The organism is Clostridium sp., from assembly GCF_021372645.1.
In the GTDB taxonomy this organism is placed as follows: Bacteria; Bacillota; Clostridia; order Clostridiales; family Clostridiaceae; genus Clostridium.
The window spans coordinates 16776-43050 of sequence record NZ_JAJFUC010000003.1 but is presented as its reverse complement, the minus strand read 5'-3'; the positions used below and the strand labels follow the sequence as shown (position 1 = coordinate 43050).

Here is a 26275-nt window from a genome sequence, read left to right as displayed (position 1 = left end):
TTTACCGAAGGTATTTATACAATATCTGATTTTATTCCTTCAAAAAATGATATTTATGTATTTTCAAACGTTTCTGCAACAGATGATATCTACATGATTATTATGGATGAAAATAAAACTATACATCATTCTATAATACTACAACCAAATTCAGAAAAACACACTACAGTACCTGTCCTTCCTAATTACAGAGTTATATTATTTGGTAAAGGACAAATGTATTTTTATCCGCAGGAACCTAAATAGTGATTTTGTTTCATTATTGAAGTAGTAAAATAAATAATAAGTATAAAATATCGCATTATTTTCACTGTCTACTTGACAGGGTGCAGTTCAAAGTGAATTTGCGATATTTTTTTCTACGTAATTTTCGTAAGAGGTGTAACTTATAAGATTTTGTTGTTGTTATAACTCAAGCAATTATCCTCAATGTAAAAGATAAGAAAGATAAGAAAACTTTGATTAAGCTTTTTGTAGAGTATAACGTTAAGAATAAAGAGGCAGAGTCTAGGATAATAATGGTTCTGCATCCGTTTGGAAGAGATTTAAAAACAAATATGCATGTTCATATGTTATGACAGAAGGTGGATTAATAAAAGATCAAAACTTGATAAGCATGCCATATATTTACTATAAAGTTATAAGAAAGAAATGAAAGTATGAAACATTAACAGCAATTTAGATTGTGCAACTGAATAAAAAAATATCAAATAAACAATGTTGTTTTGTAGAAAAGAGGAGTATAATTTAACTCGTAGGTGGAAAATGTTAGCGTTACATAATCAAAGGTTAACAAAATTATTTAATGAGGAGGAATAGAAATGCCAGTAATTCATTGGATTGGAGCGGTAATTGGACTTATAATTGCGATAGTATTAATTTTTAAAAAAGTAAACCCTGTATATGCGCTTTTTGTCGGAGCAATTTTAGGAGGAGTTGTTGGAGGTGCATCGGTTGGACAGACAGTAGATATTATTATTGATGGTACTAATAGTGTTATGGGGGCAGTAGTTCGTGTAATAGCAGCAGGTGTACTTGCCGGTATCTTGATCGAATCGGGAGCTGCTGAAAAAATTGCTGAAACTATTGTTGAGAGTTTGGGAGAAAAGAAAGCTCTTATAGCAATTGCTTTGGCAACTATGATTATAACTGCAGTAGGTGTATTCATTACAGTTTCTGTTATAATAGTTGCACCAATTGCTATATCTGTAGGTAGGAAAGTAGGAGTTTCTAAAACTGCCATTTTCATTGCCATGGTAGGTGGGGGTAAGGCTGGAAATATGATTTCTCCAAACGCGAATACAATTTCAGCTGCAAAAGGATTTAATATAGATTTGGCTAGTGTAATGATTGCTGGATTTATACCTGCTGTTGCGGGATTGATAGTAACTTTTATACTTGCAAGTTTATTAAGTAATAAAGGTGTTCAGCTAAAGGAAATATATTCAGAAGTGGCTGCAACATCTACAAAGGAAAGACCAAGCCTTTCAAAAGCTATAGTTGCTCCAATTGTTGCAATTGTATTATTGGGAATAAACCCTGTTAGTAATATCCTTCATGTAAAAGCACTTATGGCATTTAATATAGATTCAATGATTATTCTTCCTGTGGCAGGTATAGTAGGATTATTGGCAATGGGAAAAGCGAATAAAATTATTGCATATACAACATCAGGCTTAAACAAAATGACAGATACTGTAATGCTATTAATTGGAGGTGGAGCAATAGCTGGTATTGTATCAAAATCAGACCTGGGTAATATTATTGTAGCGAGCATAAAAGCTGCAGGTATCTCGGGAACATTCCTTGCACCTATAGCAGGTATATTTATGGGTGGGGCTATGGCGGCAACATCGACTGGAGTTGTTGTAGCATCAGGTACTTTTGGAAAAGCGATCCTTTCAATGGGGATATCACCATTAGGTGCAGCAGTTATGGTGAATACAGGTGCAACTGTACTTGATCATTTGCCTCATGGAGGTTTTTTCCACTCAACAAGGGAGGCAGTTAAAATGAATATAAAAGAGAGTATGAAGATGATTCCATTCGAAAGCATTGTTGGACTTACTATGACCATAGTTGCAACAATCATTTATGGATTTTTAAGATAAAAAGTATACCCAAAAACTGCGTACCCAACGTCGTGAACTTAAGAAATAAGTAAAAAAAGAGAATTTTGAAAAAAACACTTGACAATAGAAGAAAAATTTGAAAGGGGCTGTTGCAAAATAGAAATATAAATTTTATTTTGGACAGCTCACTTTTTTTATTCTTTAGAAAATTATAATCAAGTCAAATCTGTGAATAACTTTTGAAAGTAGTATAAATACATGATTAGTAAAGCAATTTTAAATATGAATAAATTATTAACAAAAATTATTGCTAAAGAAAATAAGCAGACTCTTAGAAATGATTATTATTTAAAAATAGCATTTACACTTTATGAAGTATAAATAATAGGATAATATATACATTGACAATATACATTTCGATTTTTATGCACTCATTAATCCATTTTTATCTAAAATTTCAACATAAATGAATGTTATTCAATTCTATATCTCCTTATTATTGAAAAAAATACATCTTTAGTTATATTTTTTAATATATTGAATTTAACTGTCCGTAAGTCAGATGCTAAAGGTGAATGTAAATAAATATGAAAGAAGCAGAAAAGCAAGAAAAATATGTTTAGATCATTATGGATATAAATGTGCAGTTTGTGGATTTGATTTTGAGAAGGCTTATGGTGAATTAGGAAAAGGAATAATTGAAGTGCATCATAAAAAGGCCTTAAGTGAGATAAGAGAAAATTATAAGATTGATCCAATAAATGGTTTAATTCCTTTATGTTCCAATTGTCATACTGTAATTCATAGTAAAAATGATGATTTATCAGTTGAAAAATTGATAGAAGTAATTAAAAGATAAGTAAACAAGGGCTAAATTAATAGATTATTTAAATGTTACACTAATAACAAAGATCATTTAATATGAAAAATAGATGAATGCTTTTTCTCATACAGATAAAGCATTCAGAATATGAAAAATCTATATGTAATTAAGTTAAAGTTAGATTATGTAAAAATAAATGTTATAATTATAATAAAATATATAGTAGATAAATACAAAAGTTATACATAATGTATGAGTGGAGGAAACAAAATGGCTATTAAAAAGAGTGAATTATATAGTTCGCTATGGAAAAGTTGTGATGAATTAAGAGGTGGAATGGATGCCTCACAATATAAAGATTACATATTGACTTTACTTTTCGTAAAGTATGTTTCAGATAAAAGCAAAGTAGATGAAGATTTTTTAATAGAAGTACCTGAAGGTGGTAGCTTTGATGATATGATTTCTGCAAAAGGAAAGAGCAATATCGGAGAAGAAATGGATAAGATTGTTGCAAAACTTGCTGAAGCTAATGATTTAAGAGGAGTAATTGATTTAGCTTCATTTAATGATAGTGATAAGATTGGAAAAGGAAAAGAAATGGTTGATAAATTGACTAATCTTATTGCTATATTTCAAGATGATAAAATGAATTTTAGTAGCAATAAAGCAGAAGGTGATGATTTATTAGGTGATGCTTATGAATATTTAATGCGTAACTTTGCTACTGAATCAGGTAAGAGTAAGGGACAATTTTACACTCCTGCCGAGGTTTCAAGAGTACTCTCAAAAGTAATTGGAATTGGAAATTTAAAAGAAGGTTCAATTACAGTATATGATCCAACTTGTGGAAGTGGTTCATTACTTGTAAAAGTAGCAGATGAAGCTAATTGTAATGTTACAATCTATGGTCAAGAAATGGATAATGCAACTGCAGCTTTAGCTAAAATGAATATGATTATGCATAGTAAGGAAACAGCTGAAATATGGCAAGATAACACATTATCAACTCCATATTTTAAAGATGAAAATGATTCAAGTAAATTAAGAAGATTTAATTTTGCTGTGGCCAATCCTCCATTTTCTACCAAATCATGGAGTAATGGAGTAGATGTTGGTGGGGAAACATATGAGAGATTTAAAGAATTTGGAGCACCACCAGATAAAAATGGTGATTATGCATTTTTATTACACATAATTAAATCATTGAAAGCTGATGGAAAGGCTGCTGTTATATTGCCTCATGGTGTACTTTTTAGAGGTAATGCAGAGGAAGCTATAAGAACTAATATAATTAAAAAGGGTTTAATAAAAGGAATCATAGGATTACCTGCCAACCTTTTTTATGGAACAGGTATACCAGCATGCATAATTGTAATTGATAAAGAAAATGCAGAATCACGTAAGGGCATTTTTATGATAGATGCTAGTAAAGGATTTGTTAAAGATGGAAATAAAAATAGATTAAGAGATCAAGATATTCATAAGATTGTAGATGTATTTGAAAAACAATTGGAGATTCCTAAGTATAGTCGTATGGTAACTATTCAAGAAATAGCAGAGGATAATGAATATAATCTTAATATCCCAAGATATATAGATTCAAGTGAAGAAGAAGATCTTCAAGATATTTCATCACATTTATTAGGAGGAATACCTAATAGAGACATTGATAAGTTAAATGATTATTGGGAAGTATATCCGACCTTAAGGAAAGTTTTATTTTCTCAAGGCAATAGAGAAAATTATTCAAAATTGAATGTTTTAGAAGATGATATAAAAGAAAGTATATTTACACATAATGAATTTATAGAACATCAGGAAAAAGTTAATGATGTTTTTAATAATTGGAAAACAAATAATACTCATATATTAAATAACATTTGCGATGATAGTAAACCAAGAGAAGTTATAAAGGCTATTTCAGAAGATATATTAGAAAACTTTAAGAGTGTTAAATTGATAAATGAATATGATGTATATCAAGCATTAATGTCATATTGGAATGAAACTATGCATGATGATATTTATTTAATTGTTTCAGATGGTTGGAAAGCTGGAAATGAATTTGAGTTAATTTATACAGAGACCAAAAAGAAAGATGGAACTATAAAACGTTCAGACAAACCAAAGGATTATGAAGGTAAATTAATTCTAAAGAATTTAATTATAAATAGATATTTTGATGATGAACAAGAAAAAATAAATTGCTTAGAAGCAGAAAAAGATGAATTAGTCAGAAATCAAGAAGAAATGATAGAAGAACATGGCGGAGATGAAGGGTTACTTTCTGAAGTAATTAATGATAACAAAATTTCAAAGGCTAATCTTACAAAAAGAATTAAAGAAATTAAAAAGTTACATGGTTACGAAGACGAGCTTGAAGTTTTAAACAAATATTTAAAGTTTGTAGAAGAAATTTCAGGAAAAGATAAAAAAATTAAGGAATTAAAAGAAGCATTAGATAAAAAAGTTATGATTAAATATAAGGAGTTATCTGAAGAGGAAATAAAAGAGATTGTTATACAAGATAAGTGGATGAAAGTATTATCAGAAGCTATTGAAGAATTATTAGATGGCATATCACAATCTTTAACAGGAAGAATTGTTGAACTTGCTGAAAGATATGATGAGCCAATGTCACAAATAGAAGCAGAAGTAGAAGAATTAACAAGCAAGGTAGATGAACATTTAAAAAGGATGGGATTTCAATGGTAAGAGAAAAGAAAATTCCGGATGGATATAAGGAAACAGAAGTAGGGATCATACCAAGTGATTGGGATATTAGAAATGTGGATCAGTTTGCTGAAATAGATACAGGTAAGAGAAACACTGAAGACAAAGAAGATAGTGGAAAATATGATTTTTTTGTAAGATCCAAGCAAATCGAGAAAATAAATTCATATTCTTTTGATGGTGAGGCGGTATTAACAGCAGGAGATGGTGTAGGTGTTGGGAAGGTATTTCATTACATTAGTGGAAAATTTGACTACCATCAAAGAGTATATAAAATAAGTAACTTTAAAAATGTTAATGGTAGGTATTTTTATGAATATTTTAAGAATAATTTTTTAAACCAAGTATCAAAATATACAGCAAAATCATCAGTAGATTCTGTTAGACTTGAAATGATTTCTAAAATGAAAATTCCTATACCATTAGAAAAGGAGCAAAAAGCTATAGCAACAGCACTTAGCGATATAGACGATTTGATTTTATCTCTTGAAAAACTAATAAATAAAAAGAAGTTAATAAAACAAGGCGCTATGCAAGAACTTTTAACAGGGAAAAAGAGATTAGATGGATTTAGTGAAAAATCAGGAAGAAGATATAAAGAAAATAAAAATACTGAAGGATACAAAAAAACAGAGGTGGGAATTATTCCTGAAGATTGGAATTTAATGAGTTTAAGTTCTATATGTGTTCCAAATGGTCTTGTAAGAGGACCATTTGGTGGTAGCTTAAAGAAGGAGTTTTTTGTAAAAAAGGGATATAAGGTGTATGAACAAAGAAATGCTATATATAAGGATTTAAATATAGGAAATTACTATATTAACCAAGAAAAATATAATGAACTTATTAGATTTGAAGTGAATGTAGGTGAGTTTATTGTTAGCTGTTCAGGAACAATAGGCAAGATATATAAAATTCCTAATAATGCGCCAAAAGGTGTTATTAATCAAGCATTACTAAAAATTAAAATTGATAGTACTATAGTAGATGATTCTTATTTTAATTCTTATTTCAGTTGGTACAAATTTCAAAATAGAATAATAGATAGTACACAAGGTGGGGCAATGAAAAACTTAGTTGGAATGGATGTATTTAAAAATACACTAATACCAATTCCAACGATAGAAGAACAAAAAGCAATAGCAAACATCTTATCAGATATGGATAATGAAATAGAAAAACTAGAAACAAAGCTTGATAAATACAAGAATATCAAAAGAGGAATGATGGAAGAATTATTAACAGGAAAGAGGAGATTAGTTTAGATAAAGAAATAGAAGGAGAAGACTTTATGAATATTAAAAGTGTTAATATAAAGAATTTTACTGTATTTGATGATTTTGAATTAGATGTATCTTTAGGCATTAATATCATAATTGGAAATAATGGTACTGGAAAAACTCATTTATTAAAGGGGGTATATGGAGTTTGTGAAAGTGCAAATAATGTGAATAAAAGTAATGGAGCATATGATATATCTCAGCCTTATTTCAAAGTAAATTCAATGGATTTAGTTAGAGATAAAAGCAGTATAGATAAAGAAACATCGATAACAGTAAATTATTTAAAAGATAGTTATGCAAAATATGTGATTATAAAACATGAAGGTATGAAATTAGCCGGTGATGGTTCAGGATATAAGGACATTGATTTTGCTATTAATGATATTTTTATACCAGCAAAAGAAATACTATCTCATTCAAACGGATTTTTAGCATTAAATAATAAATACGATATGCCATTTGATAAAACTTATGTAGATATTATTACAAATGCTGAATTGCCAGAAGCTAAGGATGTATCTGAAATTAATAAGAAAATTTTAAAAATACTTTCAAAAGTAATTGATGGGGAAGTAGTTTGTGAATATGATAATTTTTATGTAGTTAAGAACGATGGCAGTAAAATAGATTTTTCAATTGAAGCTGAAGGTATTCGTAAGTTTGCTCTTTTGTGGAAGCTTATACGAAATGGATTAATTGATAATGAGACAATTTTATTTTGGGATGAACCGGAGGCTAATATTAATCCAGAATTAATGCCAATATTAGTTGATATATTGATAGAATTGCAGAGATGTGGCGTACAAATCTTTTTGGCAACCCATAGTTATAATTTTGCTAAATATTTTGAAATAAAGAGAAATTCCAATGATAAAGTTTTATTCCATAGTTTATATAAAACAGAACAAGGTGTTAAGTGTCAAAGTGAAGAGAATTTTGGTGAGCTTAAAAACAACTCAATTATTGAAGCTGATGCAAAGCTATTAGATGAGGTAATTGAGGGAAACTTTGAGGAGTAAATTTTATGGAATCAAAAATAGTAACTGATGAAAATAATCAATTTAAGTTTGATTTTACTAATTGCAAATATGTTATGGAATTACATGATTTGGCTAATAAAATGAAATTAAATGACGTAGACTTTATAACAGAATACAATAATAACATAATTTTTTTAGAATATAAGAATGCTAATATTAAAGATGCAGTTAATCCTAATGCATTTGTTGATAAAATAAAGAGAGATCCAGAGAAGTTTTATAAAAATATCGCAAAGAAATATTATGATAGCTTAATGATGCTTTGGGCAACTGGTGGAAATAAAGATGAATTTCCAATAATATATGTGCTATTAATAGAAGCACCAATTATGGATGCTAAAATAAGAAAACAATTAAGAATAAAAATAGGAAAGCAATTACCATTGAATTTAAAAGAGGATAGTATTGTTAGAGAAATGCTTTCAAAATTTGAAGTGCTTAGTATTGATGAATGGAAAGAAAGATTTAAAGAAATCAATATAGACGAAATATAAGTTGAAAGAAGCGATGAATATGAGTGGGGTAGGGGAAAGAGAACGTGTTACTCAAAATAATGTTATTAACTTGTTTGTTGAAAAGCTAGGATATAGTTATTTAGGTAACTTGAAAGAGTTTGAAAATACTAATATTAATGAAAAGTTATTGAGATTATATTTAAATAAAAAAGGTTATGATACTGAACTTATAACTTTAGCTATAGCTGAATTAATAAAAACAGCGGGAAATCAATCTAAAACTTTGTATGAAGTTAATAAAGAAGTTTACACATTGCTTAGGTATGGAGTTAGAAAAAAACTTAGTAGTAGTGATAAGCCTAAAACAGTTGAGTTTATTGATTTTGATGAACCGCTTAACAATGATTTTTATATAGCAGAAGAGGTTACTGTAAAAGGAAATAATATTAAAAGACCTGATTTAGTTTTATATGTTAATGGAATAGCTTTAGGAATCATTGAGCTAAAGCGCAGTACAGTTTCTATATCTGAAGGTATCCGTCAAAATCTTGATAATCAAAAAGATACTTTTATAAAATCATTTTTTAATACTATTCAGTTAGTTATGGCGGGGAATGATACTCAAGGGGTAAAATATGGAGTTATAAAAACTTCTGAAAAGTATTTCCTTACCTGGAAAGAAGATAAAGAAGCTGAAGATAATGTTTCTGTTCACGTGAAAAAACTTTGCGAGAATACCGAAAATTTATTACACAAACATTTAATTGGATTGTGCAATAAAGAAAGGCTTCTAGAAATAATTCATGATTTCATTGTTTTTGATAGAGGTATAAAAAAAGCATGTAGACCTAATCAATATTTTGGTGTAAGGGCAGCTCAAGCTAATGTTAAAAAACGTGAAGGTGGTATCATTTGGCATACTCAAGGTAGTGGTAAGAGTTTAACTATGGTTTGGCTTACAAAATGGATAATGGAAAATAAGAATAATGCCAGAGTTCTTGTTATTACAGATAGAGAAGAATTGGATGAGCAAATAGAAAAAGTATATAAAGGTGTAGAAGAAGATATTTATAGAACCATAAGTGGTGCAGACTTAATTGAAAAATTGAATGCTACAACACCAAGATTAATATGCTCCTTAATACACAAGTTTGGTAAAAAAGAAGACAAGGCTTATGATGATTTCTTAGAAGAAATGAAATTAAATTTACCTAAAGACTTTTCAGCTAAAGGAGATTTATATGTTTTTGTAGATGAATGTCATAGAACCCAATCAGGAAAATTGCATGAAGCTATGAAAAAGATATTACCTAATGCATTATTTATTGGTTTTACTGGTACTCCTCTTTTAAAAGAAGATAAGCAAAGCAGCAGAGAAGTATTTGGAGATTATATCCATAAGTATAAATTTGATGAGGCAGTTAAAGATAAAGTAGTATTAGATTTAAGATATGAAGCAAGAGATGTAGATCAAAATATAACATCACAAGCTAAAATTGACCAATGGTTCGATTCTAAAACTAGTGGACTTACAGATGTTGCGCTTGCCCAGCTTAAAAAACGTTGGGGTACATTACAGAGTGTTTTTAGTTCTAAATCACGACTTGAAAAAATTGCAGCAGATATAATTTTTGACATGGCAACAAAAGATCGTTTGCAAAATGGAAGAGGAAATGCAATGCTTGTAGCAGGTAGTATTTATGAAGCATGTAAATACTATGAAATATTTTTAAGCCATGGATTTAAAAAATGCGCAATAGTAACTTCATATACACCAAATATTAATGACATAAAAGGTGAAACTACTGGAGATGAAGGTGCAACAGAAAAACTAAAAAAATATGATATATATAATAAAATGCTCAATGGTAAAAAAACAGAAGAGTTCGAAAAGGAAGTAAAAGAAAAGTTTATTAAAGAGCCTGCTCAAATGAAACTATTAATAGTAGTAGACAAACTATTAACAGGATTTGATGCACCTCCAGCAACTTACTTATACATTGATAAAAGTATGCGAGATCATGGATTATTCCAAGCTATATGTAGAGTAAACAGATTAGATGGAGAAGATAAGGAATTTGGATATATTATAGATTATAAAGACTTATTTAATAGCCTTGAAAGTGCAATGGGTGATTATACTACAGATGCATTTGATAAGTATGAAAAGTCAGATGTAGAAGGATTACTTAAAAATAGATTAACACTCGCAAAAGAAAAACTAGATGAAGCATTAGAAAGTGTACAAGCTCTTTGTGAACCAGTTGAATATCCAAGGGAAACACAACAGTTTATTAAATATTTCTGTGCTAGAAATACTGAAAATAGGGAAGACTTAAAAGAAAATGAATCTAAAAGGGTTGCATTATATAAAATGGTATCTTCACTTATAAGAGCATATTCCAATATAGCTAATGAAATGATTAAGGCAGGATATACACCAGATGAAGCTAGGATGATAAAAACTCAAGTTACCTATTATGAAAAAATACGTTCTGAAGTCAAATTAGCAAGTGGTGATTATATAGATTTAAAAGCATATGAGCCAGCTATGAGACATTTAATCGATACTTATATTGATGCAAAGGAAAGTGAAGTTATATCAGCTTTTGATGATATGTCGCTTATAGATATTGTTGTTAGTAAAGGTGCAGAGTTTGTTGATAGCTTACCAAATGATATAAAGAAAAATAAGGAAACAGTTGCAGAAACAATTGAAAATAACGTTAGAAAATTAATTATAGATGAAACACCAACTAATCCAAAATATTTCGAAAAAATGTCGGAGTTATTAGATGAAATAATAAGAGAAAGAAAAGAAGCTGTAATTAACTATAAAGAATACCTTGATAAAATAGCTGATCTTACTAAGAAGTCTAAGCATCCTGAAAATTCATCACAGTATTCTGAATCAATGAAAAAATCTCCTGCACTAAGAGCACTTTTTGATAATATTGGAGATGAAGAAATTGCCGAAAACTTACATGAAGATATTGTTTCATATAGTCCTGATAGTTGGAGAGGCAATACAATGAAAGAAAGAAAAGTTAAAAAGTTAATAAAAAAACACATAGAAGATGATGAACTATTTGAAAAGATTTATGAAATTATAGTACAGCAAAATGAGTATTAGGCATATGAAGGAAAATAATAAGTCTATGATGTGATGTATATTTCCTGTCAGACAAGGAAGTATTTTTGCCTCATAGCGAGTCTATTAGGTAAAAATGCTGATAAGCAGAGAGCCAAAAGTGAGAGTCCAAATTTTATATTTGGCTTCTCGAACTTTCACACAGTGCAATCTGTGATTCTGAGTGAATCGCTTACTCAGGAAGTGTATGCGAGTCGAGCTTCCATGACGGGAAATAGACTATCATGCTGACTTATTATTTTTTGAATATACCTTAATAGAAAGGCATAACTTTATGATAGTAAATGGTATAGAGATACAGGTTTTAAAAAAACATATTAAGAATATCCATCTAGGAGTATATCCTCCTGATGGAAGAGTAAGGGTGGCAGCACCTATTCATACTACAGATGAAAATATTCGTTTACTAATTGTGTCTAAGCTTAGTTGGATAAAAAAACAAAAAGAAAAATTTATTTCCCAAGAACGACAATCGAAACGTGAATATGTTTCTGGTGAAAGTTACTATTTATGGGGAGAAAGATATTTGCTTAGAATAATAGAACACAATGGATATTCCAAAGTAGAAATAGAAAATAAAAGATATATAAATCTCCATGTAAAAAAAGAAACTACATTAGAACAAAGAGAAAGAATATTAAATAGGTGGTATAGAAATCAAATAAAAAACAGGATTCCAGAATTAATAAAAAAATGGGAGCCAATAATAGGTGTAGAAGTTAAAGCATGGGGTGTACGAATCATGCGAACTAAATGGGGAACCTGTAACCAAGAAGATAGTAGGATTTGGTTAAATCTACAACTTGTAAAAAGACCACCTAACTGCTTGGAATATGTTATTGTTCACGAGATGATACACTTAATTGAAAGAACACACAATGAAAAGTTTAAAGAACTAATGGATAAATATTATCCTAATTGGAGAATTGTTAGAGATGAATTAAACAAATTTATACTTGAGTCGTTAGGATAATGGAAGCTTTAATTGATAAAACTTCTGATTCATTATATAATCTTTTTATAAAATATTTTTGGTTTGCATAAAAAATATTTTATCATAAATCTCAGATTTATAGAATCTGGGATCTATTTTTTTGCACAAAAATGAGCTGTGCACTAATTGTTTAGTGCGACAGCCCCTTTGATATTATCATTCTATAGTATTTATTCTAAAGTATAATCAAAATAGCAGTTACCTAAGCCTCTAGAACCAGTAGTTGACATATGTCCTTTCCCAGCACCTTGTCCATTACCTCTTCCAGCACCGTGGTCAGTTCCTACTATACTTCTTCCTTGTCTTGGTATTCCTGTGCAATTATCAAGATTATTTTTTAAAGTTTCTTTTAGTGAAACACCTTCTTCATTTGTTATAGTTCCATCTGCAACTGCCTTATCAACAGCTTTATTTCTTTCTTCAAGTAGAGCTGCTTTAAATTGATCTTCTGTCATTCCTTTTTCTTCTGCTAAAGTATACATTGTTTTTCCAGAATTAAGCCCCGCTGTTATTTCTGCATCTGTCATACCAAGGTTATTCTTTAATATTGATTCTACATAATCATAACCTCTTACTCCTGTAATTCTTCCAAGTCCAGCTCTTTGGTGAGTAGCAGTTGATGATGTTGTTGTTATTTCTGTACTAGCTGCATAGGCAGTCACACCTAATCCCATTGTAATAGCCATAGTAAGTCCTAATATTAATTTCTTTGATTTCATTATATATTCCTCCTTGAATTTTAAGTTAATGTAAAAGTTTGTTAGACTGTTTTTTTAGTTTGATGTTGTCTACACCCTAATAATAAATCATTTCTAATATGTAAAAGTGTCTTAATTGTGAAATAAAAGTACACAAATAGGACACAATTTTAGCTACAGTTAATGATATAATTTTGCCATGGGCACATCAATAAAAGATGCGAGGTGATGAAAATGAGTAAAAATATTCTGATTGCTGATGATAATATGGAAATAATTAAAATTTTAAAACCTTATATAGAAAAGGAAGGTTTTAATGTGATTTTTGCTCTAGATGGAGAAGAAGCACTATTAAAATTTAAACATTATAAGCCGGAGTTAATTCTACTTGATATTATGATGCCATTAATGGATGGAATTGAAGTCTGCAATAGAATCAGAAAGGAATCAAATACTCCTATTATAATGATAACTGCTAAAAGTGAGGATGCAGATAAGATACTAGGATTAAATTCTGGTGCTGATGATTATATTATAAAACCTTTTAGCCCTGGGGAAGTAGTAGCAAGGATAAATGCAGTCCTTAGACGTATTACTCCAGTTCTAAATAATAAGTTGTCAATAATTAAATATTCAACACTTGAATTAGATATTAATAATTACTCTGTTAAGTTAGATGGAGTATCTATGAATCTTACCAAAAAGGAAATTGAAGTTTTATGGATGCTTGCAAGCTCTCCTAATAATATTATTAAGCGTGATGATCTTCTAGATAATGTATGGGGAATAGATTACTTTGGAGATCCTAGAACAGTAGATACTCACATAAAAAGGATAAGAGCTAAACTTGACCTTGAGGGTCAGTATAACTGGGATATTAAAACTGTTTGGGGCATGGGGTATAAATTCGAGGTGGAAGATGAAGATTAAGAAAAATATTACTTTTAAATTAACACTTGGCTTTTTAGCTATTGTTGTAGTTTCAACACTTTTTATAGGAATTATTGCCTTAAATATATTTAGAAATAATATTTATGAAGTTAAAAAGAATAATATGAAGAAACATGCTTTAGCAATTTCAGAAACGATTAAACCATATGTAGGTAATAGTTCAAATAATATAGAGTTTGTGAAAATTGTACACTTATTAAATGATATTGATAATGCAAAACTTTGGATACTTAATCCAGATAAAAGTATTATAACTGCATCAGATACTAATGATAACATTAGTTACGTTAATAATGTAGAGGTAAAGGATTTATATAATGATGTTAATAGCAAAGTATTAGAGGGAACAGAAGCATATGATGAAGGCTATAATCCTTATTATAATGAGGACATGATGACAATAGCAGTGCCGATAAAAGAGAATAAAATCATAATAGGAGCTGTAATTCTTAATTCTTCAATGACTGATTTATTAAATTCTATGAACAAATTCTTTATAAGTTTAATTTTAGCTGTTTTAGGTGAAATAATTATTGTAGGATTATTAGGATATTATTTTTCTAGGAATATTTCTAGACCAATAAAGAAAATTAATTCATCTGCCTTGGAATTAGCAAGAGGTCACTATGGAATAAAAACAAACATATATCAAAAAGATGAAATAGGAGAATTATCAAGCTCTTTTGATTTATTATCTTTAAAGCTTAAGTATATTATTAGTGAGCTTTTTGAAGAAAAAAATAAATTAAGTAATATTATAACGAGTATGAGCGAGGGAATTTTAGCTTTGGATAGAAGTTCTGAAATTATAAATATAAACGAAGCGGCTATAAATCTTCTTTCAAATAAAAGGGTAAAAGATAATATGGAAATAATTAAAATATTATCAGAATTAAATATAATTCAAGAATTTAATTCTGCTATATCCATCAATGATAAAAAATTAATTATAAGGGAGCATGAAGGAAAAATATTGGAATTCTCAGTGTCTCCCATAAAGAGTAACTTAAATGAGATTATAGGTGGTGTAATTCTTATTCAAGATATAAGTGAAAAAGAAAAACTTGAGCAAATGAGAAAAGACTTTATTTCAAATGTTTCTCATGAGTTTAGAACTCCTTTAACAATTATAAAAGGTAATTTAGAGTCAATTTTGGATGGAATGACAAAGCCAGAGTATATACCTGATACCTGTACTACACTTATTAAAGAAACAAATAGACTTGAAAGAATGATTAAAGATTTGCTTAATTTAAGTAAATTGGAATCAGGAAAATTAGAGGTTGAGTTTAATAAAATGGATGTTAATATGCTCATTAATGATACTACTAGAAGCCTTAAACCTTTAATACGTGGTAAGGCTATAGATTTGCAATTATCTTTGGAAAGTAATTTACCTACCATATTAAGTGATTATGATAAATTAAAACAGCTAATCATCATATTTTTAGATAATGCAATTAAGTTTTCTGAAAATAAAGGTGTTTTAGAGGTAACAACATATACGGATAACAAAAATATTTATATAGCTATAAAAGATAATGGAATAGGTATACTTAAAGATGAAATTCAGTATTTAGGTGAAAGATTCTATAAGGCAGATAAAGCAAGAGTTTCCAATGTAGGTGGAACTGGACTTGGACTTTCGATAGCAAAAAGGTTAGTAAAAGTTTTAAATGGAAATGTCTCAATAGAAAGTGATTTAGGAAAAGGCACAACAATAACTATTTCATTTTTAATTATATAAGCGGAGGTGATTTTAGTGAGACATGGATATCATATGGGAAATGGGTATGGTTACAATAATAGATATGGATTTTATGGTTCAGATATCTTAATATTTATTTTAATAATTTTTGTTGCCTTAGTATTTATATTAATAAGAAATAAGAAAAGAGAAAATCCATTTGTAATAAGTTTAATTGATATTCTTAAAGAAAAATATGCTGTAGGTATAATTAATGCTGATGAGTATATAGAAAGAAAAGCTATTATTGAAGATACAGAATACTCCAATACTTATACAACTATACTTCTTAAAAGATATGCTAAGTGTTCCATAGGCACCAAGGAATTTTTAAATATTAAAAATGAAATTGAAAGTAATAATATTAACAATTCATTGCAAGAAAAACTTGCAAAGGGAGAACTATCCTATGATGAATTTAAATCTAGAATGGGTAGCAAAATATAATAGAGAGCCTATAAAGTTATAAAAACAGATAAATTGAAATAAATTAAAAAGTATTAGGGGGAAGATACATGAAAAATAATAAATTATTAAAAAATATACGTTATGTTTTACTAGCAATATTTTTGATACATAGTACTGTAGAAGCATATCTTCATCAGCTTCTAGGAGGCGGAAAAGTTCCATCCATACATGCATTATGTCCTTATGGAGGCTTGGAATCATTATATGGCTTAATATTTGGAGGAACATTTATACAAAAGATATTTTCAGGAACTCTCATTATTCTTATCATAACATTGATAATAGCATTAATTTTTAAAAGAAGTTTTTGTGGACTTATTTGTCCTTTCGGAGCTCTTCAAGAATTCTTTGGACTTATAGGGATAAAATTATTTAAGAAAAGATTTACTGTACCGATAAGTGTGGACAAGCTATTGAGATATCTCAAATACGTTATATTTATACTTACAATATTTTTGGCTTGGAAGACTGCTGGATTATGGGTGAATCCATATGATCCTTGGGCTGCATATGGGCATATGTCTGCAGGAATGGAATCACTTATTGAAGAATATTCAATTGCACTTATTATACTAATAGTTACTATAGTTGGATCTTTGTTATATGATAGATTTTTTTGTAAATATCTTTGTCCTATGGGAGCATTTTATGGGATGATTTCAAAATTAAGTCCATCAAAGATCACAAGAAATGAAAATACGTGTATTAATTGTGGTTTATGTAATAAAAACTGTCCTGTTAACATTAAAGTTTCAGAGCTTAAAGAAATAAAATCTGCTGAATGCATTAATTGTCAAAGTTGTATACTTTCTTGTCCTAAAAATAATACATTAGAATTTAAGGTTAAAAGTAAATCAATAAAACCAGTATTTATTGCACTATTTGTATTTGTAATATTCTTTGGAGGAATAGGAATTACAAAACTTATGGGAATATATGAGCTTACACCACCACCTATAACTTCTGAAACAAAAATTACAACGGAAGAAATAAAAGGTTATATGACTTTAGAGGAATTATCAATAGGCTTAAAAATGGATTTAAATGAAGTGTATAAAAAACTTGATTTACCTACATCTATTCCAAAAGAAACTAAATTAAAAGAGATCAATAATACCATTCCTGATTTTGATGTTGAAGGAGCTAGAGAAAAATTAAAATAATTCAAAATGTCAGGGGCTTTTTTTGCTTGAGCTAGGGATGTTAGCATCTGAACGCACCCGTAATAAGTTCCTATCATAACAGAAAAGGTAGATATTAATATGGCTACATTTATTAAAGAGGAAGCCCAGCTGTAGCCTATATTATTAAAACTTTGAACAAAAGGGGATACACCAGTATTGATTGAATTCCAATCAACTGTACAAATAATAACAAACATAGAAAGTACATATAAGGATACAATTCCAAGTGTCATAAGTATTGTTGCTTTAGGTATTTCAAGGCAAGGCCGTCTTACTTCAGAGGTGGCCATAGCAACTGTGCTAATTCCGCCATAGGTAAAGATTACTATTAACATTGACTGCAAGAAACTTGAAATTTTATTTGGAAAAAATGAAGCAAAACTACTAAAGGGATTTTGTTTTATAGAAATATTAGTTTTAGTAATTATATAAATTCCTAAAGCTATAAAAATAATTAGAATAATAATTTTTATAACAGATATTACAGATTCTATGTATCCAAAATGCTTAGTACCAAGTCTATTTATTCCTATTACTATAATTAAAGAAATTAAGGCAAATAAAGATAATGAAATATTAGGAATCCAGTATTTTAAAAATATCCCTGTTGCAATTGCTTCAGAGCCTAATGATAAAATTCCAGAAGTAAATAATGCCCATCCTAGTAAGAATCCCATGAATTTACCAAGATATTGTTCTGTGTATACACGAAAAGAACCTTTCACAGGTCTATTTATACTTATACTTGTCATTGCACCAAGTACCTGAGACATAATCAAACCACCAAATAAAAATGCCAATATTACCGAAGGACCTGCTTGATTAATTGCCAAGCTTGAACCAAGAAAAAAACCTGCTCCAATTATCCCTCCAATACCAATGCCTGCCAAACTATATGCATTTAAATGATTTTTAGATGCATTTTTAGTATCATTTATGCAATTTTTTTGTTTCAAATAAATCCCTCCTAAGTACAAAATCATCTCTCAGCAATCGTCAAGGTTTGAGTTTCAAGGCTTTCCTCAAAACTCTTTTATATCAATCCGCCTACTTTTGTAGGAGGATTTTTGATTTTATGAAAGTGATTTGAGTTCTATTTTAACTAGAGGAAGTATAAATTGCCAAAGTACGTCAGTAGCAAATGTTATATCAAATAAATATAATATCTTAAGAAAAAATATAAAGAGGGAAAATATGGAGAATGAAAGTAATGTAAATCTCATGAACAGAACAGGTAGATTAAAAATTCAATGCTTTAGAGGTAGTGATTATATTCCAATTGATAGAGCCAAGATAACTGTAAAGGCAACAGAAGGAGCTGAAAGTTTAAGAATCATTGACTTAGTTACTGATTCGGTAGGATTAACACAGGAAATAGAGTTAGCAACACCACCATTGGAGTATTCCTTAAATATATATAACGATAAGATGCCGTATAGTTTATATGATATAACTGTTGAAAGGAATGGATTTAAACCAATATTAATAAGGGGATGTCAAGTGCTTCCTACACAAACTGCATATCAAATATGTAATTTGGAGGTTAGCCTAGGAAGAGGAGATATGAGGCAGGAAGTTATAGATATACAGCAGAATACGCTATACGGAAATTTTCCACCTAAAATACCAGAAGAGGTAGATAAACCATTACCACCGCCAACTTCAGGTGTTGTATTGCCTACGCCTATAGTTCCAGAATATATTATTGTGCATCAAGGCGGACCAAATGATCCATCAGCGCCAAACTATAAAGTACCATTTAAAGATTATATTAAAAATGTTGCTTCATGCGAAATATATTCAACTTGGAATAATTCAGCATTGAGGGCAAATATTTTTTGCATTGTATCTTTTACATTAAATAGAATTTTTACTGAATGGTACAGAGGAAAAGGTAAAAACTTTGATGTTACGAGCTCTACTGCTTATGATCAGGCATTTAGTTATGGTAGAAACATTTATGATAATATAAGTCAAATTGTAGATGAAATTTTTTCTACTTATATAAGAAGAATTGGGAAGAAACAACCGCTTTTTTCTCAATACTGTGATGGAAAGAGTGTTACCTGCCCGGAATGGTTAAGTCAATGGGGAAGTCAACAATTAGGAACTCAAGGTTTGGGACCATATGATATATTAACACATTATTATGGAAATGACATTGAATTAACTACAGCTGAAAAAGTTGCTGGAAGTCCAATGTCATATCCCGGAGAAGAGCTAATTATTGGATCATCTGGACCAGCAGTAAGGGCAATTCAAGGTCAATTAAATAGGATTGCAAGAAATTATCCATTAATCCCTAAAGTTGTTGAAGACGGAATATATGGACCAAAGACAGAAAAGGCAGTAAAAACATTTCAGCAAATATTCACATTGCCACAAACAGGCATAGTTGACTATGCAACATGGTATAAGATATCAGATGTTTATGTTGGAGTAACTAAACTCGCAGAACTTAAAACTACTGAATCAAGTAGGGCTAAAGGAAGACGTGAATTTATACCGCCAATTATACAAGGATTAGATGATAAAAGGAATATTCCAAAGTTTTATTATTAGATAGTTTTAAAAATAGTAGTTCGATTAGAATGAGCTGCTATTTTTGTTCACATATTTATTTTGAAAACATGTGGAAAGAATTCAGTATCATCGTTTTAAGGACTAGTTTATGCAGTAAGTTTAATATATTTAAATTTAGAATATATATGTTTTGTGTTATATTTTTAAAATAGAAAAATGAACATAAAAATATTAAATTAATATAATATAAGTGAGTTAATTATTTTTAGGAGAATCAATAGGAGTTATGGAACAAAAAAATAAGCCAATGATTAATGACGAGCAGTTACAGATTGCGCTTAATGACATTAGAAAAGCAGTTCAAGGAGAACGAGAAGATGAATTGTTTTATGATTACCTTATTAGGCAGGCACCTACTACTGATGAAAAGACAATAATATCATCTATAAGAGATGATGAGCGTAGGCATAATAGAATATTTAGAATGATTTATGAAGATTTGACAGGAGAGAATCTTCCAGCAGGTGAAGAAGAAGCTTTTGAAAAACCTGAATCATATTTAGATGGTATTAAAAGAGCTTTATTTGGAGAATTAGCAGCAGTAGAAAGGTATAGAACTATTAGAAGAATGCTTCCTGGTCCATATAGAGACGTATTATTTGATATAATTACTGATGAATTAAGACATGCTTCAAAATATAATTATCTATTTACATTAAATAGTACCATGAAAAATTCATCTATAAATGGAAGTTTAATGAGACAAAATGCAACAACTACAACTGATACAAGTAAATTTACTCCAGACGATTGGGTTAAATATATTGCACCACTAGTTAATCGTGCTTTGGCGGAAGCTAAAGTAGGTATTAATCCTGAACATTTATATCAAGAATTTATACTTTCAGGTGTACTTGTTGGCTTGGGAAAAAAACCTCAAGAAGCCATTGAACAAGTTGAAGAATGGGAGCAAAATGGAACTTCTAAGCTGCTCGCTATGAGTAAAATGAGTAGGTATTTTAATTATTAAGATAATAGTAAAATAACTTGAGGTTATAGATAATAAAAAATAAGAGATATTATTTAAAATACTAAAAGCTAATAATTATGCTGACAATGATTTGAATAATATAAGATAAGTATATGCTAAATAGTTGTGATTAGTTGAAAAAGAGGGGAGACTAGAAAGTAGTTTATCTCCTCTTTTTGGTTGAATCATATGAGAAGTTTTCAACGAGAAATTGAATATATATTAACGTTGAGGTAAATATATATATGAAAATATTAACATAGGGAGTATATAATGAAATGATAGGAAAAATAATTGAAATAGTTCTTAGAAGTACTTCTACTTACATTATTCTATTAATATTAGGACGATTAATTGGAAGAAAACTAATATCAAGGATAACTTTTTTTGATTGACTGTATTACCCAAAGTAAATAAACAACCAGTTACAACTGGCGACTTAAATATTGCAGCAAAATATAATGGATTAATAACAGACATAATTATTGATGGCAAAATAATGTATGATAATTTACAAAATACAAATCATGATGAGCAATGGGTTAAAAAGCAACTCAATACTCATAATGTTTCTGATGCAAAGGAAGTTTTCTATGCTGGTTTAAATTCGGCAGATGTTTTTTATGTCTCAAAAAAAACAAAAAAGAAAGATTGAGTATTACAACAAATTATCATGAAGATATAATAAAATTCTTTAAACTAACAATGCTATATATTTATAAATAGGTAACATTTCTAATTTGAAGAAAAGTAAATAGTTGAACATTTTTTTATTAATATAGTCATACACTTTATAGATAGAAATATTAAGGGGTATTTATGTCCATGCGTTTTGAATTCAAAACTATTAGTGAAGTTATAGGAGATAATTATTGCAGACAAGAAAAGCAATTTACATTAGAGGAATTATCACAATATGATGGAAGTAATGGAAAACCTGCTTATGTGGCAGTTGAAGGTATAGTTTATGATTTGAGTAAAGTAGCAGCTTGGTCTGGAGGAACTCACTTTGATCTTAAAGCGGGTAAAGATTTAACAAATGAATTTAATTCCCATCATGGAGTGATTAAAAAACTCAGTAGTATACCAAAAGTTGGAATACTTACAGTAACTAAAGATAAGAATATTGCATCTGTAACTAGAGTTGCGTTAGTAGATACATATGATTTTAGTCCTGATGATTGGATTCAGTATATTACTCCATTAGTTAATAGTGCATTAGAAGAAGTTAATTCTGGAATAAAATTACAACATGTATTTCAGAAATTTATTTTAATAAGTATATTTGTAGGGCAGGGAAGAACTTTTCAGGAAGCTACTAGTCAAGTGGAAGATTGGGAAAGGACTGGTATATCTCAGTTATTAAATGAGAGTAGGTAAATTAAGATTATTATCAACATAATTGATCATAAATAAACCACCTTTCTTATGTAGATTGGCTTTGCAAATCAATTTTACACTAGAAATGGTGGTTTTTCATTATTTTTAAATCGAATTTTTCCTTAGAATTGATTTTGAAAATTATATGGTTATTAACTGTCCGTAGGTCAGGTCTTGTAGCTACTTTATGTTAAGGATTGCCTATATGAGAAAATTGATATCAAGGATAATATTTTTTGATTTTATAGTAGGAATTACCATGGGATCTATTGCAGTAAGAATAGCATTATAAATAAATTAATGGCGCAATTAAGAGAAAAAGATATATTTAGTTTTGATGATGTAGCAGTTGCAATTATAGAGAGTGATGGAGAATTGACTGTGTTACCAAAAGCAAATAAACTTATTACTTAGAATTCCTTAATGAATTCTCATCTACTATTGTAATAGAATATGCATCATATTCTATTAATTCATCTTTACGCATTTTATTTAATTCACGAGATAGAGAAGGTCTTTGTACTCCAAATTTTTCTGCCAATTGTTTTTTAGTTAAGGTTAATTTTATAACATTACTTTTTTGAATATATTTTTCGTATAATAAAAAATCAACAATGCACTGTCTAATGGATTTTAAGGATAATGTTTTTATTTTATCTGTTAGGATTAGAGTTTTATCTGAAATTTCCTGAAGAAATCTAAAGAGGAAATTAGCATTATATTGGCATAGTTTTAGAACTAGGTCTTTTTTTAGTTTTAATACAGTCACATTAGTTTTAGATAAAATCATCATTGGATAGAAGTTATTGCGGGAAAATATCAGGTTGCCACCAATGATATCGCCAATATTGAAATCACTTATAGAAATATAATTTCCCTTGTCATCAATTCCGTGTACAGTAATAACTCCGCGAATTACTATATCTAATGTTACGCACTTCTCATTTGGAAAGTATATTACAGAGTTTTTCTTATAATTTTTTATTTCATAAGAATCTTTCTTAAGTACAGTATCAATATCTTCTGTAGTAAATTCTTTAAACAAATCGATACTTTTTAGAAGAGGAATGAAATTAGGCATATATAATGTATCTCCTTTTTGAAAATTAGTAACCTAGGTAACTTATTATAATATTAAAACCAATTATAATTCAAGTAAAGATACTGAAAGGAGAAAATGATATGAATATTTTTATTCTAAGTATTTGGATGATCACAATAATTTGTTTTGTGATATCTATAGTTAAAAATAGAAAGAAAATCTATAATGCTATTAAAATGTCAAGCACATCATTAGAGATATGATAGAAGAAATTATATAGGAATTAAATAAGATAAGGAATGATAGACAGATGAATACTATAAAGAAAGAATCTTTTTTTAAGAAAATATTATTTATGCCTTCTCGGAATACTGCTTCAGTTATACCAATAGTCTTAATCGTAGGATTTATAACAGGTTTGATATTAGATACTTCTGGTTTGAAGAACTTTATTCTTCCAGTGACAGTACTTATGATTTATCCAACAATGATTGGCTTTAAGCTAAATGAAGTTTTTAATCTTAGTCATGGAAAGCTTCTTTTAACATCAGAATTTATAAATTTTATAATAATACCTTTAATAGCCTATATATTAGGAAAAACCTTTTTAATGAATAATCCTCAATTTTTTGCTGGTTTAATTATTACCTCGCTGCTTCCTACTAGTAACCTTACAATTGCTTTCACAATGTTAGCTAAAGGTAATGTGCCAGGAGCTGTTAAACTTACTACCATAGGATTGATTTTAGGATCTTTGCTGACACCAGTATATCTTTCAGCATTAATAGGAAAGTACTTACCTGTAGATATTTTAGGTACATTAGTAACAATATCACAAGTAATTTTAATTCCGCTAATTTTAGGGATACTATCTTATAAATTTTTGTTAAAAAAGTATTCTGCAGAAGAATTTCAAAAAAATATAAAACCTTATCTGCCAGCTGTAAGTTCATGGGGGATGGTCTTTATAGTTTTTAGTAGTATTAGTATGAATGCTTCACGTATAGCTTCCCACTTGGATGTTTTTGCAGTTGCTCTATTGGTTCAAGTATCTTTTTTCTTCATTAATTACATAATTTCAGCATTCGTTGGTGGTGTTTTATTTAAACCTCAAGATGCTATAGCCTTTGTATTTGGTACGGCTTTACGTAACCTTGCAATTGCTATGGGACTAGCAGCTACTGCATTTGGGCCAAATGCAGCTCTGATGGTTTCTTTAGCATTTATTATACAACCTCAAGCAGCAGCATGGTTTGTTAAGTTAAATGAAAAATATAAATTTTTTTATAAGAATGCTACAGTATAAATCAAATAAATTAGTAACCATATTTACTGTTAATTAGTATTAAACAAATTATAATATAACCCAAATTAATATTGAAAGGAATTTTATATATGATTGAAAAGACTTATAAATTTAACAAAACAAATGAAAAACTAATTGAGAAAGTAGTAGATAACGATAATTTGGCTTTAAATCACATGATTCTTACTAAGGGAACAGGACTTCCTGAACATTATTCAAATTCAAATGTATATATGATTATAGTTAGAGGAACAATGACAATAAAATTAGGAGAACAAGAGCCTCAAAAATATAAAGAAGGTCAGACTTTAAATATTCAATACAATATAAAAATGAATGTTAATAATTTTGATGATGAAATATTAGAGTTTTTTGTGGTAAAGGCACCAAATCCAAGGTATTTTACAGGTAAATAAAAGGGTTGGAAAATTAGGCACAGATATTATTAAATCAACAAATACAAAGCTTAGAGATATCACAATACAAGCAGATTAGATATGATGGTAGAAAATGAGTATAAATCTCAAGTTCTACCATCTATAAATTTATAATTTTTTATATTTAAAATTTATGATAGTTCGTGATAAAGTTACAGAGAATTATAGAATAATTTAATAGAATAAAGAAGAAGTGTTCGAACAATATAAAATTTATATGAAATAATTATAGTAAATTCAGGGGGATAATAATGGAAAAAGTTTTGAAATTATGGAAGAAGTATTCATTTACACTATTAATCGCTTTTATAGTATTAGGTATGTTTGATTTAAGATTTGCAGTGGTAGCAGCTATTTGTATGATAGCACCAGTAATTGTATCTATCTTTAAGGGGAGATTTTGGTGTGGAAATCTATGTCCAAGAGGAAATTTTTATGATAATGTAGTTTCTAAATTTAGTAATAAAAGAATACCACCTAAGTTTTTTAAGTCCTATTATTTTAGAGCTATAATACTAACAATTATGATGACAGTATTTATTTCAGGAGTAAGTAAAAACTGGGGTAATCTTTATGGTATAGGAATGGTATTTTATAGATTAATTGTTGTAACAACTATAATTGGTATAGTATTATCTTTATTCTATAATCATAGAACTTGGTGTAATTTCTGTCCTATGGGAACTATGGCATCAGTTATATCAAAATTTAGAAAAAATAAAGATGTATTACAAGTATCATCTTCATGTATTTCATGTAAAGTTTGTGAAAAGAAGTGTCCATTAGGATTAGTTCCTTATGATTACAAAGGTAATATATTAAGCCATCCAGATTGTATACAATGTGGTAAATGCGTAACTGCATGTCCTAAAAAAGCAATAGGATATAATAAAATCACTATAAAATAGTTATGATTAGTTGAAAGAGAGGAGATTAGAAAATAGTTTACCCTCTCTTT

Annotated in this window: 23 protein-coding genes and 2 pseudogenes; 22 read left to right on the top strand and 3 right to left on the bottom strand. The window is 28.9% G+C overall.

What is annotated here, in order from left to right; translation table 11 throughout:
* From LLF98_RS00600 to LLF98_RS00555, 10 genes are all read left to right on the top strand, one after another.
* Positions 1–246: hypothetical protein (locus LLF98_RS00600; RefSeq protein ID WP_291699806.1), on the top strand; the 246-nt coding region annotated here is incomplete at its 5' end.
* Between the two features lie 575 nt (positions 247–821).
* Positions 822–2111 (top strand): Na+/H+ antiporter NhaC family protein, encoded by a 1290-nt coding sequence (locus LLF98_RS00595; protein ID WP_291699804.1) that lies wholly within the window; start codon positions 822–824, stop codon positions 2109–2111.
* A gap of 219 nt (positions 2112–2330) precedes the next feature.
* Entirely contained in the window at positions 2331–2453 is a 123-nt protein-coding gene (locus LLF98_RS00590; protein WP_291699802.1) for a hypothetical protein, read from the top strand.
* 190 nt (positions 2454–2643) lie between these two features.
* Entirely contained in the window at positions 2644–2931 is a 288-nt protein-coding gene (locus LLF98_RS00585) for an HNH endonuclease (protein WP_291699800.1), read from the top strand.
* Positions 2932–3165: 234 nt separating this feature from the next.
* Positions 3166–5613, top strand: coding sequence for a type I restriction-modification system subunit M (locus LLF98_RS00580; protein ID WP_291699798.1), 2448 nt, complete (start codon positions 3166–3168; stop codon positions 5611–5613).
* Entirely contained in the window at positions 5607–6893 is a 1287-nt protein-coding gene (locus LLF98_RS00575) for a restriction endonuclease subunit S (RefSeq protein WP_291699797.1), read from the top strand. The genes LLF98_RS00580 and LLF98_RS00575 overlap by 7 nt, the downstream gene beginning before the upstream one ends.
* A 26-nt stretch (positions 6894–6919) precedes the next feature.
* Positions 6920–7930 (top strand): AAA family ATPase, encoded by a 1011-nt coding sequence (locus LLF98_RS00570; protein ID WP_291699795.1) that lies wholly within the window; start codon positions 6920–6922, stop codon positions 7928–7930.
* A 5-nt stretch (positions 7931–7935) separates the two neighbouring features.
* The gene (locus tag LLF98_RS00565; RefSeq protein WP_291699793.1) at positions 7936–8445 is read left to right on the top strand and encodes a hypothetical protein; all 510 of its coding nucleotides are present in this window, start codon (positions 7936–7938) and stop codon (positions 8443–8445) included.
* Positions 8446–8464: 19 nt separating this feature from the next.
* On the top strand, positions 8465–11539 hold the full coding sequence (locus LLF98_RS00560; RefSeq protein ID WP_291699791.1) for an HsdR family type I site-specific deoxyribonuclease: 3075 nt from the start codon (positions 8465–8467) through the stop codon (positions 11537–11539).
* A 292-nt stretch (positions 11540–11831) separates the two neighbouring features.
* On the top strand, positions 11832–12530 hold the full coding sequence (locus LLF98_RS00555; protein WP_291699789.1) for a SprT family zinc-dependent metalloprotease: 699 nt from the start codon (positions 11832–11834) through the stop codon (positions 12528–12530).
* A gap of 191 nt (positions 12531–12721) precedes the next feature.
* On the opposite strand, the gene LLF98_RS00550 is transcribed toward LLF98_RS00555, so the two are convergent.
* Positions 12722–13270 carry a hypothetical protein gene (locus tag LLF98_RS00550; RefSeq protein WP_291699787.1) on the bottom strand — a complete coding sequence of 183 codons (549 nt, stop codon included), beginning with the start codon at positions 13268–13270 and terminating at the stop codon, positions 12722–12724.
* A 213-nt stretch (positions 13271–13483) separates the two neighbouring features.
* Between LLF98_RS00550 and LLF98_RS00545 the strand changes: the two genes are divergently transcribed.
* The 4 genes from LLF98_RS00545 to LLF98_RS00530 all read left to right on the top strand — a co-directional run bounded on the left by LLF98_RS00545 (position 13484) and on the right by LLF98_RS00530 (position 17578).
* Positions 13484–14179: a response regulator transcription factor gene (locus LLF98_RS00545; RefSeq protein WP_291699785.1), complete on the top strand. Its 696-nt coding sequence runs from the start codon at positions 13484–13486 to the stop codon at positions 14177–14179.
* Positions 14169–15947 (top strand): ATP-binding protein, encoded by a 1779-nt coding sequence (locus LLF98_RS00540; RefSeq protein ID WP_291699760.1) that lies wholly within the window; start codon positions 14169–14171, stop codon positions 15945–15947. Before LLF98_RS00545 ends, LLF98_RS00540 begins: the two co-directional genes overlap by 11 nt.
* Positions 15948–15962: 15 nt before the next feature.
* Complete coding sequence (locus LLF98_RS00535) at positions 15963–16394, top strand: SHOCT domain-containing protein (protein WP_291699758.1); 432 nt, start codon at positions 15963–15965, stop codon at positions 16392–16394.
* A 68-nt stretch (positions 16395–16462) separates the two neighbouring features.
* Positions 16463–17578 (top strand): 4Fe-4S binding protein, encoded by a 1116-nt coding sequence (locus LLF98_RS00530; protein WP_291699756.1) that lies wholly within the window; start codon positions 16463–16465, stop codon positions 17576–17578.
* Between the two features lie 44 nt (positions 17579–17622).
* Here the strand turns inward: LLF98_RS00530 and LLF98_RS00525 are convergent.
* A pseudogene (locus LLF98_RS00525) lies at positions 17623–18582 on the bottom strand (amino acid permease); the annotation flags it as partial.
* A 94-nt stretch (positions 18583–18676) separates the two neighbouring features.
* Here LLF98_RS00525 and LLF98_RS00520 point away from each other — a divergent pair.
* From LLF98_RS00520 to LLF98_RS15370, 5 genes and pseudogenes are all read left to right on the top strand, one after another.
* A pseudogene (locus tag LLF98_RS00520) lies at positions 18677–20161 on the top strand (peptidoglycan-binding domain-containing protein); the annotation flags it as partial.
* A 247-nt stretch (positions 20162–20408) separates the two neighbouring features.
* Complete coding sequence (locus LLF98_RS00515; protein ID WP_291699752.1) at positions 20409–21152, top strand: ferritin-like domain-containing protein; 744 nt, start codon at positions 20409–20411, stop codon at positions 21150–21152.
* A gap of 391 nt (positions 21153–21543) precedes the next feature.
* Positions 21544–21807, top strand: a complete 264-nt coding sequence (locus LLF98_RS00510) for a YetF domain-containing protein (RefSeq protein WP_291699750.1) — start codon at positions 21544–21546, stop codon at positions 21805–21807.
* A gap of 164 nt (positions 21808–21971) precedes the next feature.
* The gene (locus tag LLF98_RS00505) at positions 21972–22532 is read left to right on the top strand and encodes a cytochrome b5 domain-containing protein (RefSeq protein WP_291699748.1); all 561 of its coding nucleotides are present in this window, start codon (positions 21972–21974) and stop codon (positions 22530–22532) included.
* Positions 22533–22832: 300 nt separating this feature from the next.
* Complete coding sequence (locus tag LLF98_RS15370; RefSeq protein ID WP_366512054.1) at positions 22833–22946, top strand: YetF domain-containing protein; 114 nt, start codon at positions 22833–22835, stop codon at positions 22944–22946.
* On the opposite strand, the gene LLF98_RS00495 is transcribed toward LLF98_RS15370, so the two are convergent.
* Positions 22939–23613: a Crp/Fnr family transcriptional regulator gene (locus LLF98_RS00495; protein WP_291699747.1), complete on the bottom strand. Its 675-nt coding sequence runs from the start codon at positions 23611–23613 to the stop codon at positions 22939–22941. The two genes, LLF98_RS15370 and LLF98_RS00495, sit on opposite strands and share 8 nt — an antisense overlap.
* Positions 23614–23884: 271 nt before the next feature.
* Here LLF98_RS00495 and LLF98_RS00490 point away from each other — a divergent pair, with 271 nt between their 5' ends.
* The 3 genes from LLF98_RS00490 to LLF98_RS00480 all read left to right on the top strand — a co-directional run bounded on the left by LLF98_RS00490 (position 23885) and on the right by LLF98_RS00480 (position 26225).
* Positions 23885–24880, top strand: coding sequence for a bile acid:sodium symporter (locus LLF98_RS00490; protein ID WP_291699744.1), 996 nt, complete (start codon positions 23885–23887; stop codon positions 24878–24880).
* A gap of 89 nt (positions 24881–24969) precedes the next feature.
* Positions 24970–25296, top strand: a complete 327-nt coding sequence (locus tag LLF98_RS00485; protein WP_291699742.1) for a cupin domain-containing protein — start codon at positions 24970–24972, stop codon at positions 25294–25296.
* A gap of 272 nt (positions 25297–25568) precedes the next feature.
* Positions 25569–26225 carry a 4Fe-4S binding protein gene (locus LLF98_RS00480; RefSeq protein ID WP_291699740.1) on the top strand — a complete coding sequence of 219 codons (657 nt, stop codon included), beginning with the start codon at positions 25569–25571 and terminating at the stop codon, positions 26223–26225.
* The last annotated feature ends 50 nt before the right edge of the window (positions 26226–26275 follow it).

Excerpts from the sequence above, each read along its gene's own strand:
- LLF98_RS00490 (WP_291699744.1), top strand. The coding sequence starts at position 23,885 with ATGAATACTATAAAGAAAGAATCTTTTTTTAAGAAAATATTATTTATG.
- LLF98_RS00515 (WP_291699752.1), top strand. The coding sequence starts at position 20,409 with ATGGAACAAAAAAATAAGCCAATGATTAATGACGAGCAGTTACAGATT.
- LLF98_RS00495 (WP_291699747.1), bottom strand. The coding sequence starts at position 23,613 with ATGCCTAATTTCATTCCTCTTCTAAAAAGTATCGATTTGTTTAAAGAA.
- LLF98_RS00590 (WP_291699802.1), top strand. The coding sequence starts at position 2,331 with ATGATTAGTAAAGCAATTTTAAATATGAATAAATTATTAACAAAAATT.
- LLF98_RS00540 (WP_291699760.1), top strand. The coding sequence starts at position 14,169 with ATGAAGATTAAGAAAAATATTACTTTTAAATTAACACTTGGCTTTTTA.
- LLF98_RS00545 (WP_291699785.1), top strand. The coding sequence starts at position 13,484 with ATGAGTAAAAATATTCTGATTGCTGATGATAATATGGAAATAATTAAA.
- LLF98_RS00565 (WP_291699793.1), top strand. The coding sequence starts at position 7,936 with ATGGAATCAAAAATAGTAACTGATGAAAATAATCAATTTAAGTTTGAT.
- LLF98_RS00595 (WP_291699804.1), top strand. The coding sequence starts at position 822 with ATGCCAGTAATTCATTGGATTGGAGCGGTAATTGGACTTATAATTGCG.
- LLF98_RS00550 (WP_291699787.1), bottom strand. The coding sequence starts at position 13,270 with ATGAAATCAAAGAAATTAATATTAGGACTTACTATGGCTATTACAATG.
- LLF98_RS00530 (WP_291699756.1), top strand. The coding sequence starts at position 16,463 with ATGAAAAATAATAAATTATTAAAAAATATACGTTATGTTTTACTAGCA.
- LLF98_RS00485 (WP_291699742.1), top strand. The coding sequence starts at position 24,970 with ATGATTGAAAAGACTTATAAATTTAACAAAACAAATGAAAAACTAATT.
- LLF98_RS00505 (WP_291699748.1), top strand. The coding sequence starts at position 21,972 with ATGTCCATGCGTTTTGAATTCAAAACTATTAGTGAAGTTATAGGAGAT.
- LLF98_RS00580 (WP_291699798.1), top strand. The coding sequence starts at position 3,166 with ATGGCTATTAAAAAGAGTGAATTATATAGTTCGCTATGGAAAAGTTGT.
- LLF98_RS00570 (WP_291699795.1), top strand. The coding sequence starts at position 6,920 with ATGAATATTAAAAGTGTTAATATAAAGAATTTTACTGTATTTGATGAT.
- LLF98_RS00480 (WP_291699740.1), top strand. The coding sequence starts at position 25,569 with ATGGAAAAAGTTTTGAAATTATGGAAGAAGTATTCATTTACACTATTA.
- LLF98_RS00575 (WP_291699797.1), top strand. The coding sequence starts at position 5,607 with ATGGTAAGAGAAAAGAAAATTCCGGATGGATATAAGGAAACAGAAGTA.
- LLF98_RS15370 (WP_366512054.1), top strand. The coding sequence starts at position 22,833 with ATGGCGCAATTAAGAGAAAAAGATATATTTAGTTTTGATGATGTAGCA.
- LLF98_RS00555 (WP_291699789.1), top strand. The coding sequence starts at position 11,832 with ATGATAGTAAATGGTATAGAGATACAGGTTTTAAAAAAACATATTAAG.
- LLF98_RS00560 (WP_291699791.1), top strand. The coding sequence starts at position 8,465 with ATGAGTGGGGTAGGGGAAAGAGAACGTGTTACTCAAAATAATGTTATT.